The following is an 11,997-nucleotide window of genomic DNA, read 5'->3' as shown; positions in this document are numbered from 1 at the left end:
TAAGCGGGGAGTGCGCGCGTTTGACCGCCGCTGACACCGGCCTTATCGCCGCTGGTCATGTTCGGCCACCCTGTCAGGAAAAAAATCAAATTTCGGGCAGTCGTACGGAGATCATGGCGATGTCGTCCTTCTTGGCCAGAGGCATCCGGATGAGCAGTTGGTCGGAAAAGACGTCGAGGGGTGCGTGCGCCAGTGACGCGGCGTGGCGGCGCAGCCGTCCCAGGCCCTTGTCGAGGTGCTCGCCGGGGAGCTCCACCAGGCCGTCGGTGTAGAGCAGCAGGGTGCTCCCCGGCGGCAGCGCCGCGATGGCGCTGGTACGCGGCTGGCCGTCGCCCACGCCGAGTATGGGGTTGCGCCCGCCCCGCAGGAAGTGTCCCTTGCCGTCACGGGTGACCAGCAGGGGCGGCGGATGCCCGGCGACGGAGTAGTCCAGCTGCCACCGGCCGTCGAAGGGGCCCGACAGCCGGGCCAGCACACAGCTCGCGGTGCCGTCGCCGTACAGGGCCTCGGTGGCGATGTTCAGGCGGCGCAGGATGTCGCCAGGAGGCTCACGGCGGTCCATGGCCAGCCCTCTGAGCATGTTGCGCAGCTGGCTCATGGTCACCGCGGCCGCCAGGTCATGCCCGGCGACGTCGCCGATGGTCAGGATCGTCGCGCCGTCGGGGAGCAGGAACGAGTCGTACCAGTCGCCGCCGATCTCGACGGCGGTGGCGCTCGGCCGGTAGCGAGCGGTGATCTCCATTCCCGGCACCTCGGGCGGGTCGGGAAGCAGGCAGTTCTGCAGGGCGAGCGCGACCCGCTGGGTCCGCTGGAACCGCATGGCGTTGCTCAGGTGCGCGTGCGCGTGGTTGAGCATGCGGCCGAGCAGTTCGACGTCCGACGTGCTGATCGGCTCCCTGGACCCGCAGATCACCGCGTCGAGCACCGCCGCCACCGCGCCGTCGACGATCACCGGGACGAGCGCGACGCTGTTCGCCCCGGCTTTCCTGAACCACTCCTCCGCGCCGGGCGGCGCCAGGCCGGGCGTCGGTTCGCCCGCCGGGAACGTACGGTGCACCGGCCGGCGGGTCGTGACCGCCTCGACGAATCCGGAGCCGGGATCGAAGGTCACCGTCCCCGGCTGCGGCGCCGGCCTGAGATCCTTCCTGACGATGCTGACGAAGCGCTCGGCGACCAGGGGCAGGGCCGGCCGGGTCTCGGACTCCGGCACCAGGTAGATCCCGCAGCCGTCCAGCACGCTGGGCACGATCACGTTGGTGAGCATCTCCAGCACCTCGTCCAGGCCGGCGATGTCCGTCGTCGCGGCCGCGGCCTGCTCCAGCAGCTTCGTCCGCCTGGCCTCGGTCCAGTCCTGCTCGATGTCGGTGCACGTACCGACCCATTCGACCACCGTGCCGCGCTCGATCACGGGTACGGCGCGCGAGCGGACATGCCGGTAGCCGTCGCCCGCCGCCTTCAACCGGAAGACGTGGTCCCAGCGGTTGAGCTGCCCGGCCTGGCGGAGGGTCTTGCGGATCGACCCCAGATCCTCCGGGTGCACGGCCCGCAGCCAGCCCTCGCCGCGGTACTCCTCCCAGCTCTGCCCGGTCAGGCGCTCCCACCCGGGGCTCGGTTCCGCCACCTGGCCGAGAGGCGCCATCGCCCACACGACCTGCGTCTCGACCTGCAGGAGGCTCTGGTAACGCTGCAGGAACCTGTGCCGCTCCTCGGCGAGGGAGTCGAATATCGCGGGGGAGTCGGCCTGACCGGTGACGTCCAGCGCCGCCAGCAGCACACCAGGCTCGCCGCCGCGGAGCGAGATGCGCGACATGCTGATCGAGAAGTACCGCTCGCGCCCCACCCGGTCCTGACCCTCGAACTCGAACGGGAGCCCTCTCAGCCAGACCGGCTCGCCGGTCTCCAGCACCCGGTCGAGCATCGCGAAGTAGTCGCGCTGGCGCAGGTCGCAGAGCGCCTCGCTGATCGGCAGCCCGAGCCGGCGCTCACCGACGATCTCCTGAAAGGCGGGGTTGGTGTAGACCAGCCGGTGATCGGGACCCCTCGTCACCGCCACCCCCACCGGAGCGGGATCGAAGATGTCCAGGGCCAGGTCGCTGACCGGTCCGCGTTCCGCACTCCCCATCCGTGCTTTCGCCTCCCCCGCCATCCCGGCGCACGTCAGCCTGGATGGTCCGTCTTCAGACGGTATGTCAGTAAACGCCCCTTGGGCGCGACCGTATTCAGCCATCAGGACGGTTTGACCGGTGAATTGCCCAAATATGAAGCGGTCGCGGGGCTTGACGGCGCCCTCACCCGCGATGATGTTGAGGGATCGCTGACGTTGACAGGAGCCATGCATGCGGATCGGTGTCGTCTTTCCTCAGACCGAGCTGGGCGGGGACGTGGGCGCGGTGCGCGCCTACGGGCAGGGGGTCGAGGAGCTCGGCTTCCGGCACATCATCGCCTACGACCACGTACTCGGCGCCGACCCGGCGGTCCACCAGGGCTGGCAGGGCCCTTACGACGTGCACACCACGTTCCACGAGCCGATGGTCCTGTTCGGCTACCTCGCCGCGCTCACCTCGCTGGAACTCGTCACCAGCATCATCATCCTGCCCCAGCGGCAGACGGCCCTGGCGGCCAAGCAGGCGGCGGAGGTCGACCTGCTGACCGCCGGCCGTTTCCGGCTGGGCGTGGGGCTGGGGTGGAACGCGGTCGAGTACGAAGCCCTCGGCCAGGACTTCACCACCCGGGGCAGGCGCATCGAGGAGCAGGTCGAGCTGATGCGCCGGTTGTGGACCGAGCAGACGGTCACGTACGAGGGGGCCTTCGACCGGGTGACCGGAGCGGGCCTCGCGCCCCTGCCGGTGCAGCGGCCGATCCCGGTCTGGTTCGGCGCGCAGTCGCCCGCCGCCTACCGCAGGGCCGGCCGGCTGGCCGACGGGTGGTTCCCGCAGATGTCGCCGGGGCCGAGGCTGGACGAGGCCAAGGCGATGGTCGAGGAGGCCGCCGCCGGGGCGGGACGCGACCCCTCCAAGCTCGGCATGGAAGGCCGGCTCAGCTGGAAGGGCGACGCCGAGCAGCTGAACGACCTGGGCCGCCGGTGGCGGGAGGCCGGCGCCACGCACCTCTCCATCAACACCATGCAGGCGGGACTGCGTGACGTCGACCAGCACCTCGCCGCCCTGGAGACCGCGGCCGGCACGCTCCGGCCGCGGAACGACTGAACCCTGTTCCCTAGAGCAGCAGGGGAGCCAGGACGCGCAGGTGTTCCAGCATCTCGCTGGAGGTGGCGGCGAGCGGCTGGATGCAGACGTGGTCCGCGCCGGCGTCGTGGTGGGCTCGTACGCGCTCGACGATCTTTTCCGGGTCGCCCCACGCCACGATGGCGTCGACCAGCGCGTCACTGCCGCCGTTGGCCAGGTCCTTGTCGTCCCAGCCCAGATCGCGCAGGTTGTTCGCGTAGTTGGGGAGGGCGAGGTAGCGCGTCGTGAACTGGCGGGCGGTCTGCCGCGCCCGCTCCGGGTCGGCGTCGAGCAGGACCGTCTGCTCCGGGGCCAGGACGGGATCGGGGCCGAGCGTCGCACGGGCGCGGGCCGTGTGCTCGGGGGTGACGAAATAGGGATGCGCGCCGTGGGTGCGCTGCGCGGCGAGCTCCAGCATCTTGGTACGCAGCGCGGCCAGCACCCGGGGAGCCGGTTCCGGCAGCGGGCCGGAGTATTCCGTGGCGTCCATGGCGTCGAGGTAGGCACGCATCTCCGACACCGGCCTGCGGTAGTCGTGGCCCCTCGCCGCCACCGCGGGCGCGTGGCTCACGCCCAGGCCGAGCAGGAACCGGCCGTCGAACGCCTCCGCGAGCGCGTTCGCGCCGTTCGCGGCGGCGGTGGCGTCGCGGCCCCAGACGCTGGCGATGCCGGTGGCGATCATCATCCGCCGCGTCCCACCCAGCAGGATCGCCGAATGGACCAGCGCCTCCTTGCCCATCGGGGTTTCACCGACCCACAACGTCCCGAAGCCCAGATCCTCCACTTCGGCGGCCGCGTCCCGCTCGAACGCGGCCGACTCCCCGCCCAGGGTGCTGTTCCACACCCCTACGCGTCCCATGCGCCGCTTCAGCGCCGCGACCTCGATGCTGCTGCCACCGGCCATCGCCACTCACCACCTCATTGTCACCTCTGGTCTCTGCTCACCCTAGGTGCCCGATCGTCGGGCCGGGTTAACGCCCGATTCATGGCTTGGCGGGCAATGTCCGCATCCTTCATGCGCCAGACTCCCGTCATGGCCGGGCAGCGTCCTGGCGGCGGAACGCTAGATCGTCATGGAGTCGTCGTCCCGCTGACGGCGCTTCACCGTGACGCCCCAGCGGTTCCGCAGCCACTCCACCCCGGCGTAGATCGCCACGATCGTCGGCAGCGTGAACAGAGCCGACCCCCATCCCTGCTGAAGGTGCACGTTGATGATCGCGAACGCCGTCAGCGGGCCCAGCAGCCCCCACGTCCGCCAGTCCGACGCCAGCACCCAGCACGCCAAGCGGTGCACGCGGGAGAACCACGGCCGGTCAGGGGCCCGGATCGCGGCCCGTAGCTGCACCACCCGGCCGAGCTGCCGCAGTGTGTAGACCACCTGCGTCCACTGGGTGGCGTTCGCGCACGCCAGGTCGTGCGGCTCGCTGTGGAACTCGTGGAAGAAGCGGCCCCGGTGTCCGATGGGCAACAGGCGGGCCTCGACGGCGATCGCCCATTCGGCGACCCGCGGCACGACCGAGACGGGCAGGTCTGCGGTGAACGTGGCGGCCTGCAGCGGAGCCAGCCCCCGGGCGATGGCGCGGGCCCGAGCGCGCCTCGCGATGAGTTTTCGCTGCTCCACCGGTCAGTACGGGGTAGTGCCATGAACGGATGTGAGGAGACAGTCATGAATACGCAGAAGAGCCCCGCCGAGACCGCCGTGGCGTTCATCGAGGCGTTCGGCCGCCACGACCTGGCCGCCATGTCGCGCCACGTCGCCCCGGACGTTGTCTTCGAGAGCCCGCGCGGGACGATCGAGGGCGCCCCCGCCGTTCTGGAGGAGATCGGGCAGTTCGCCGAGGCGGTCGCCAAGGTGAAGATCCTTTCCGTGCTCGGGGACGCGGATGAGGCCATGATCATGTACGACATGGTGACCGGGCCTTTCGGCACGTTGCGGGCCGTCGACCATCTGGTGATCCGGGACGGCAGAATCACCGCCGACCGGCTCGTATTCGACACCTACGAGCTGCGCAAGGCCCCCGGTTCGTCCTCCTAGGACCTGTGCGGGGTGAGATCAGAGGGAACGGGGACCGGAGACTTCCGCGTGCTGACCAACCGTCCTCGCAACTGGTAGAGAGCATGGGCTGTGGGTTGGTGACGTTGTCGCGGCGAGTTCCGGCGAGGAGGCCGGCTCCTGCCGAGCCCACGAAACGTCGCGCTCAGGTTCGGATGTGCGCGGCCAGGTGGTCGCGCAGCGCGCGGGCGGTGTCCGAGAGATCGCCGTCGCCCGTGGCGCACACGACCAGCCGCCGGTCGGCCCACGGATCGGTGAGTGCGGTGGCGACCAGGTCCCCGATCCAGCGCCGTACGCTGTGCAGCGGCAGCACCGCGATGCCGACCCCTTCGGCCACCGCGTGGCAGGCCGCCTCGATGCTGGGCAGCCTGACCCGGTAGGTCGGCTGGGTGCCCAGTGGCAGCGCGTGGCCTTCCAGGTGCTCCTGCAACGGGTTGGCGCAGCTCAGCCCGACGAAGGGGCACCCGAGCACGTCGGCGTAGGACACGGCGGGGCGCCGGGCCAGCGGGTCGTCCGGGAGGGTGAGAACGACCAGCGGGTCCGGGCGCAGCACCCGGGTTTCCAACTGGCCGAGGTCCACGCTGTCGGCGACGATGCCCAGATCCACGCGGCGTTCGGCCACGGCGGCCACGATGTGGTGGCTCGGGCGTTCTTCGAAGTCGATGCGGGCGCGCGGATGTGCGGCCAGGAAGGAGATCGCGGCCTCCGGCACCACGCTCGCGGTGGCCGCGGTGTTGGCCTGCACGCGTACGGTCGCGCCGTGGCCCTCGACGAACTCGCCGAGTTCGGCACGCAACTGGTCGACCGAGCGGCACACCGCCCTGGCGTGCCGCAACAGCAGTTGCCCTGCGGGGGTGAGCGTCACGCCGCGCCGGCCGCGATCGAACAGCGTGACACCGAGAGCGTGTTCCAGGCTGCGGATGCGGCCGCTGGCCGAGGGCAGGGACAGCCGGGTGCGGACGGCGCCGTGCGTGATGCTGCCCGTCTCAGCGATCGCAGTCACGAGATCGAGATCGATGAGGTCCACTGGAGCTCCCCTCTCCGTGACTCAGCCTTCGGATAATTCGAAGTCTGCCCGCAAATACTTCGCATTTACCAGGATGTTCCTCCGGTGGGACGCTACACGTCTGATGGCTACCGCACGTTCTGCAACAGCAATGGAGACCGGTTCCGCACGGGGTGGGAGCGGTGGCGGGCTTGCTCTCAGCGCGATCTGCCTTGGCTTCTTCCTGGTCCTGTTCGATGCCACCGCGGTCAACGTGGCCACCGGGGACATCGCCACCGGGCTGGGCGCGTCGGTGATCGCCCTGCAGTGGGTGCTCAACGCGTACACCGTGGCGTTCGCCGCGCTGATACTCACCGCCGGCGGCCTCGGCGACCGCTGGGGCGCGCGCCGCACCTACCAGGCCGGCGCGGCGCTGTTCGCGGTGGCCAGCGCCGTGTGCGCGGCCGCGCCCAACGCGGCGGTGCTGATCGCGGCGCGGGCCGCGCAGGGCGTGGGTGCGGCCGCGGTGGTGCCGTGCTCGCTGGCGCTCATCGCGCACCGCTTTCCCGAAGGCCCGGCCCGTGCCAGGGCACTGGGCATCTGGGGCGGGGTCTCCGGCATCGGGCTGACCGCCGGCCCGGTGATCGGCGGTTGGCTGGTGGCCGCGCTGGGCTGGCGCGCGGTGTTCCTCGTCGTGGTGCCCGTAGCCACGGTGTCCATGGCCGTCATCGCGACGCGCGTCGAAGAGACTTCGCGACAGTCCGCGCCCCGGCCCGATGCGGTGGGGCAGCCGCTGGCCGTCATCGCGCTGGTCGCGCTGACCGCGGCGCTGACCATGACCTCGACGCAGGGCTGGCGCACCCCGCTGGTGCTGGGCCTGCTGGGCGTCGCGGTGGTGGTCGGCATCGCATTCGTGGTGAGCCAACACCGCGTGCCCGAGCCGATGCTGCCGCCGGTGTTGTTCACCAGCCGGGCGTTCAACGGCGCGACCGGCGTGGGTCTGCTGTTCAATTTCGGACTCTACGGCGTGCTGTTCTGCCTGACCATCTTCCTGGAACGCACCCTGCGGCAGTCCGCCGCGACAACCGGCGTCGCGCTGCTCCCGCTGACCGCGGTCATCACGTTGGGTGCGCTGGTGTCCGGTCGGGTCACCAACCGGTTCGGTCCGAAAGTGCCGATGCTGGTGGGCTTGTCCGGCGGGTTGCTCGGCACCTGCCTGCTGGCTGTGTGGGGCGACCGGTCCGGCGCGCCGGCGCTGGCCGGCTTCGGCGCCGTCCTGGGCTTGGTCGGCCTGGCCATGCCCACCATGACCGGTGTCGCGCTGGCCGCCGCCGGACCCGGCCGCGCCGGGCTCGGCGCCGCCACCCTCAACGCCGCCCGCCAGGTCGGCGGCGCCCTCGGTGTCGCCCTGCTCGGCAGCACCGCGCTCCAACGGCCCAGCGCGCATGCCTTCGCCTCGAGCCTGCCGGAGCTCCGGTTGCCGATGATCCTGGCCGCCGCCGGCTACCTCCTCGCCATCGTCATCACCGTCGCAGCCATCGGCTGCCGCGCCGACCGCGCCGCCCATGCGTAGCGATCACGCTCGGCGAGCATCCGTTCAGGCCACTCGTACGGCGAGCACCGGAACGTAGGAGTAACCCACCCACCTCCAGGGGTCCGCTCGTGACCGATGCTCGCCTAGCCTCGAAGGCATGGACAGGGAGAACGCGCTCGGCCGGTTCCTGCGGGCACGCCGCGAGCTGCTCCCGCCGGAGGAGGTAGGCCTTCCGGTCGGAGAGCGCCGCCGCGTCGCGGGGCTGCGCCGGGAGGAGGTCGCGGGGCTGGCCGGAGTGAGCACCGACTACTACATACGGCTGGAGCAGGGCCGCGAACGGCATCCGTCCGCCCAGGTGGTCGATGCCCTGGCCCGCACGCTGTGCCTGGAGGAGGACGCCACCGCGTACCTCCACCGGCTGGCCCGCCCCGACGGCGGCAGGCGCCGGCCGCCCGCGCGCCGCGAGCAGGTCAGCCTCTCCCTGCTGCGCATGATGGACGCCTGGCCGCACACCCCGGCGGTGGTCCTGGGCCGCCGCCTGACCGTGCTGGCGAGCAACGTCCTGGGCAAGGCCCTGTTCGACGGCCACGCCTACAGCGGCGACCTGGTGCGGCTGGTGTTCCTCGACCCGGACGCGCGGGACTTCTACCCCGACTGGGATCGGGTGGCCGTCAACACCGTCGCCGGGCTGCGGGCGGGCGCCGACCCCGACGACGCCAGGCTCATCGAGGTGGTGGGCGAGCTGTCGCTGAAGAGTGACGCATTCCGCAGGTTGTGGGCCCGCCACGATATCCGCCAGAAGACCCACGAGACCAAGCGTTTCCGCCATCCGCTGGTGGGCGAGCTGACCCTCCGCTACGAGTCGCTGACCGTGAACAGCGCCTCCGGCCAGCAGTTGGTCGTTTACCAGGCCGACCCGGGCAGCCCGTCCGAAGAGGCCCTGTCCCTGCTGGGCAGCCTGACCGCCGACAGCCACGTCCACCGGCCGGCCGACGGCGATGCACGCCGGCCCGCCGACAGCGGCGTAAGGCAGCCCGAGCGAACACGGGCTGACCGGCCCGAGTCCTGAATCCCCCAGCGAAAGCGCGCCCGGCCAAGTACGGCCGCCGGCGCGCGGGCTGACCATGCCCAGATTCGACCATCAGGAGCACACACCATGACCACGACAGCGATCCAGGAACAGCAGACCACGAAGGTCGTCCTGATCACCGGCGCGAGCAGCGGCATCGGCCAGGCCACCGCGCTCCGGCTCGGCCGTGACGGGCACCACGTGGTCATCGGCGCCCGCCGCGAGGACCGCCTCGCCGCCCTCGCCAAGGAGATCGAGAACGTCGGCGGCACGGCCGACGTACACCGCCTCGACGTCACGGACCGGCAGGACGTCGCGGCGTTCGCCGACGCCGCCGCGAAACAGCACGGCCGGATCGACGTGATCGTCAACAACGCCGGGGTGATGCCCCTGTCCCGTCTGGACTCGCTGCTCGTCGAGGAGTGGGACCGGATGATCGACGTCAACGTACGCGGCCTGCTCCACGGGATCGCCGCCACGTTGCCGCACTTCCAGCGGCAGGGCAGCGGCCACTTCGTCACCGTCGCCTCCATCGGCGCCCACCAGGTCTCACCGACGGGCGCCGTCTACTGCGCCACGAAGTACGCCGCCTGGGCGATCACCGAGGGCCTGCGGCAGGAGCTCGATCCGGGCATCCGCGTCACCACCGTCTCGCCGGGCGTCGTCGAGTCCGAGCTGGCCGACACCATCACCGAGCCCGGCGCCCAGGAGGCGATGCGGACCTACCGGGCGGACACCATCCCGCCCGGCGCGATCGCCGACGCCATCGCGTACGCCATCGGCCAGCCGCCGGACGTGGACGTGAACGAGCTCATCATCCGCCCGGCCAGGCAACGCTGAGCCGCCCCCCGGTCCTGGCCGTACCACCCCACTGCGCACCAAGCCGGACTTCTTCGGAGTGGACACCCTCCCGATCACCTGGCAAAACCCGTGACGGACAGGCTTTGGGTGCCGCTTCCCCTGGTAAAGGCCGTGTCAGAAGCGGGATCAGGGGGAACGAGCTAGCCCATGACACCCCCGGCACCTGAGACCGGTCAGGTCTCACTCAAGCGGGCGATCGGCCCCAAGCTGCTCATCCTGTTCATCATCGGTGACATCCTCGGCACCGGTGTCTACGCGCTCACCGGCTCCGTGGCGGGCCAGATCGGCGGTGCTCTGTGGGTGCCGTTCCTGATCGGCTTCGTCATCGCGCTGCTGACCGCGATGTCCTACGTCGAACTGGTCACGAAGTATCCCCGGGCGGCCGGTGCCGCGCTCTACACCCAGCGGGCCTTCGGGAAGCCGTTCTTCACGTTCATGGTCGCGTTCACCGTGATGTGTTCCGGCCTCACCTCGGCCAGCGCGGCGGCCCGTGCGATCGGCGGCGACTACCTTGAGGAGTTCATCTCGGTGCCGGGCGTGGTGGCCGGCATCATCTTCATCGTCGCCGTCGCGGCGCTGAACTACCGAGGCGTCTCGGAGTCGGTGAAGACCAACATCGTGTTCACCCTGATCGAGCTCACCGGCCTGCTCGTGATCATCGCGATCGGCGTGTACGCGGTCTTCACCGGCGCCGGCGATCCCTCCAGGCTGACCGAGATCGACGCCGATCAGGCGGGCGGCCTGATGTACGCCCTGCTCGGCAGCACCGCCCTGGCCTTCTTCGCTTTCGTCGGCTTCGAGGACTCGGTGAACATGGCCGAGGAGACGAGGGACCCCTCGCGTAACTTCCCCAGGGCGATCTTCCTCGGGGTGGCGATCACCAGCACCGTCTACATCCTCGTGGCCATCACCTCCTCGCTCCTGGTCGAGCCCGGCGTCCTGGAGCAGTCGTCAGGCCCGCTGCTCGAAGTGGTGCGGGCGGGCGGCCTCAACTTCCCGCCGCAACTCTTCGCCGCGATCGCCATCTTCGCCGTCGCCAACTCGGCCCTGATCAACATGATGATGGCCTCCAGACTCGTGTACGGCCTGGCCAACGAGCGCGTCGTGCCGCGCGGTCTCGGCTGGGTCGATCCGCGGCGGCGTACCCCGGTGATCGGCATCATCTTCACCAGCGCGCTCGCCATCGCGCTGGTCTCGACCGGCGAGATAGCGGGCCTCGGCGACACGACCGCGTTCCTGCTGCTGTGCGTCTTCACGGTCGTCAACGTGGCCGTCCTCGTGCTGCGCAAGGACACGGTGGAGCACGAGCACTACCGGACGCCCACCGCGCTGCCGGTGATCGGTGGCGTGCTCGCCCTGGTCCTGGCCAGCCCGTTGACCGGTCGTCCCGCCGAGGTCTACATCCGGGCCGGCGTGCTGCTGGTCATCGGCCTGGCGCTGTGGGTGATCAACTGGCTGGTGATACGCCGCCAGCCCCCGATCACCACACCGGCCGAGTGAGACGGCCCGGTCACGCCCCCGGAGGCGACTATCACAGCAGTACGGGCAGCGCGGTCATCGCCCGCGCGATGCCCGGCTGCCAGGTGATCTGCTCGGCGGGCACCGCCAGTCGCAGCCGCGGCAGGCGGACGAGCAGGGTGTGCAGCGCGATCTGTCCCTCGGCCCTGGCCAGGGGGCGCCCAGGCAGTAGTGGATGCCGTGGCCGAAACCGAGGTGCGCGTTATCCTGCCGGTCGAACACCAGCCGGTCCGGGTCGGGGAAACGGCGCGCGTCTCGGTTGGCCGTGGCGTTGACGATCTGGACGGCCTCGCCCGCCGGGATGACGACGCCGGCGATCTCGACGGGTTCGAGGGTGAAGCGCATCGGGGCGATCTCGGCGGGGCCGCTTTGGCGCAGCAGTTCCTCCACGGCCACGCTCACGGCCTCGGCGTCGCCACGCAGGCGATCGGCCTCCGCCGGGTGGGTGAGCAGGTGCAGGACGCCGTTGCCGATCAGGTGGACGGTGGCCTCGTGCCCGGCCATCAGGATGGTGAGCGCGACGGAGGTCAGCTCCTGGTCGCTGAGCCGGTCCCGGGCCTGGACCAGCGCGGTCGATCGTAGATCTAGGGCGCGGACCCCTGGCTTCAGCCATGGGGGTAAGCCCTTCTGTCGAATCTTTGAGCGGTAGATAGATCAACGCTGTATATTGATCTGTGTGGCCGTGACCTTGCGCACGAACAGCAACATCGCCTTCCAGTGCGCCTTTCACGTGGTGTGGTGCCCCAAATACCG

At 70.5% G+C, this 11,997-nt stretch carries 11 protein-coding genes and 1 pseudogene; 7 read left to right on the top strand and 5 right to left on the bottom strand.

Going from position 1 to position 11,997, the window contains the following annotated elements:
- Nucleotides 1–85: 85 nt before the first annotated feature.
- Nucleotides 86–2,122: a SpoIIE family protein phosphatase gene (locus tag ITP53_RS27355; protein WP_195898322.1), complete on the bottom strand. Its 2,037-nt coding sequence runs from the start codon at nucleotides 2,120–2,122 to the stop codon at nucleotides 86–88.
- Between the two features lie 214 nt (nucleotides 2,123–2,336).
- Here ITP53_RS27355 and ITP53_RS27350 point away from each other — a divergent pair, with 214 nt between their 5' ends.
- Nucleotides 2,337–3,206: an LLM class F420-dependent oxidoreductase gene (locus ITP53_RS27350; protein ID WP_195898321.1), complete on the top strand. Its 870-nt coding sequence runs from the start codon at nucleotides 2,337–2,339 to the stop codon at nucleotides 3,204–3,206.
- Nucleotides 3,207–3,216: 10 nt separating this feature from the next.
- On the opposite strand, the gene ITP53_RS27345 is transcribed toward ITP53_RS27350, so the two are convergent.
- Both ITP53_RS27345 and ITP53_RS27340 read right to left on the bottom strand, forming a co-directional pair.
- Nucleotides 3,217–4,128, bottom strand: coding sequence for a TIGR03620 family F420-dependent LLM class oxidoreductase (locus ITP53_RS27345; protein WP_195898343.1), 912 nt, complete (start codon nucleotides 4,126–4,128; stop codon nucleotides 3,217–3,219).
- 159 nt (nucleotides 4,129–4,287) lie between these two features.
- Nucleotides 4,288–4,845, bottom strand: a complete 558-nt coding sequence (locus ITP53_RS27340; protein WP_195898320.1) for a hypothetical protein — start codon at nucleotides 4,843–4,845, stop codon at nucleotides 4,288–4,290.
- Nucleotides 4,846–4,890: 45 nt separating this feature from the next.
- On the opposite strand from ITP53_RS27340, the gene ITP53_RS27335 reads away from it, so the two are divergent.
- On the top strand, nucleotides 4,891–5,259 hold the full coding sequence (locus ITP53_RS27335; protein ID WP_195898319.1) for a nuclear transport factor 2 family protein: 369 nt from the start codon (nucleotides 4,891–4,893) through the stop codon (nucleotides 5,257–5,259).
- Nucleotides 5,260–5,422: 163 nt separating this feature from the next.
- Here ITP53_RS27335 and ITP53_RS27330 read toward each other — a convergent pair whose 3' ends face one another.
- Nucleotides 5,423–6,304, bottom strand: coding sequence for a LysR family transcriptional regulator (locus ITP53_RS27330; protein ID WP_195898318.1), 882 nt, complete (start codon nucleotides 6,302–6,304; stop codon nucleotides 5,423–5,425).
- A 130-nt stretch (nucleotides 6,305–6,434) separates the two neighbouring features.
- On the opposite strand from ITP53_RS27330, the gene ITP53_RS27325 reads away from it, so the two are divergent.
- The 4 genes from ITP53_RS27325 to ITP53_RS27310 all read left to right on the top strand — a co-directional run bounded on the left by ITP53_RS27325 (nucleotide 6,435) and on the right by ITP53_RS27310 (nucleotide 11,226).
- Complete coding sequence (locus ITP53_RS27325) at nucleotides 6,435–7,835, top strand: MFS transporter (protein WP_195898317.1); 1,401 nt, start codon at nucleotides 6,435–6,437, stop codon at nucleotides 7,833–7,835.
- A gap of 118 nt (nucleotides 7,836–7,953) precedes the next feature.
- Entirely contained in the window at nucleotides 7,954–8,865 is a 912-nt protein-coding gene (locus ITP53_RS27320; RefSeq protein WP_195898316.1) for a helix-turn-helix transcriptional regulator, read from the top strand.
- An 87-nt stretch (nucleotides 8,866–8,952) separates the two neighbouring features.
- A complete protein-coding gene (locus tag ITP53_RS27315; protein WP_195898315.1) occupies nucleotides 8,953–9,705 on the top strand; it encodes an SDR family oxidoreductase in 753 nt (250 codons plus the stop codon).
- A gap of 168 nt (nucleotides 9,706–9,873) precedes the next feature.
- The gene (locus tag ITP53_RS27310) at nucleotides 9,874–11,226 is read left to right on the top strand and encodes an APC family permease (RefSeq protein ID WP_195898314.1); all 1,353 of its coding nucleotides are present in this window, start codon (nucleotides 9,874–9,876) and stop codon (nucleotides 11,224–11,226) included.
- 54 nt (nucleotides 11,227–11,280) lie between these two features.
- On the opposite strand, the gene ITP53_RS27305 is transcribed toward ITP53_RS27310, so the two are convergent.
- Complete coding sequence (locus ITP53_RS27305; RefSeq protein ID WP_328815928.1) at nucleotides 11,281–11,811, bottom strand: cytochrome P450; 531 nt, start codon at nucleotides 11,809–11,811, stop codon at nucleotides 11,281–11,283.
- A gap of 109 nt (nucleotides 11,812–11,920) precedes the next feature.
- On the opposite strand from ITP53_RS27305, the pseudogene ITP53_RS60440 reads away from it, so the two are divergent.
- A pseudogene (locus tag ITP53_RS60440) lies at nucleotides 11,921–11,997 on the top strand (IS200/IS605 family transposase); the annotation flags it as partial.

The organism is Nonomuraea cypriaca (genome assembly GCF_015645445.1).
Classification (GTDB): Bacteria; Actinomycetota; Actinomycetes; order Streptosporangiales; family Streptosporangiaceae; genus Nonomuraea; species Nonomuraea cypriaca.
Note: the sequence above shows the minus strand (reverse complement) of the source record. Positions and strands in the feature narration are given on the sequence as shown.

Excerpts from the sequence above, each read along its gene's own strand:
- ITP53_RS27315 (WP_195898315.1), top strand. The coding sequence starts at position 8,953 with ATGACCACGACAGCGATCCAGGAACAGCAGACCACGAAGGTCGTCCTG.
- ITP53_RS27345 (WP_195898343.1), bottom strand. The coding sequence starts at position 4,128 with ATGGCCGGTGGCAGCAGCATCGAGGTCGCGGCGCTGAAGCGGCGCATG.
- ITP53_RS27325 (WP_195898317.1), top strand. The coding sequence starts at position 6,435 with ATGGAGACCGGTTCCGCACGGGGTGGGAGCGGTGGCGGGCTTGCTCTC.
- ITP53_RS27350 (WP_195898321.1), top strand. The coding sequence starts at position 2,337 with ATGCGGATCGGTGTCGTCTTTCCTCAGACCGAGCTGGGCGGGGACGTG.
- ITP53_RS27355 (WP_195898322.1), bottom strand. The coding sequence starts at position 2,122 with ATGGGGAGTGCGGAACGCGGACCGGTCAGCGACCTGGCCCTGGACATC.
- ITP53_RS27310 (WP_195898314.1), top strand. The coding sequence starts at position 9,874 with ATGACACCCCCGGCACCTGAGACCGGTCAGGTCTCACTCAAGCGGGCG.
- ITP53_RS27335 (WP_195898319.1), top strand. The coding sequence starts at position 4,891 with ATGAATACGCAGAAGAGCCCCGCCGAGACCGCCGTGGCGTTCATCGAG.
- ITP53_RS27320 (WP_195898316.1), top strand. The coding sequence starts at position 7,954 with ATGGACAGGGAGAACGCGCTCGGCCGGTTCCTGCGGGCACGCCGCGAG.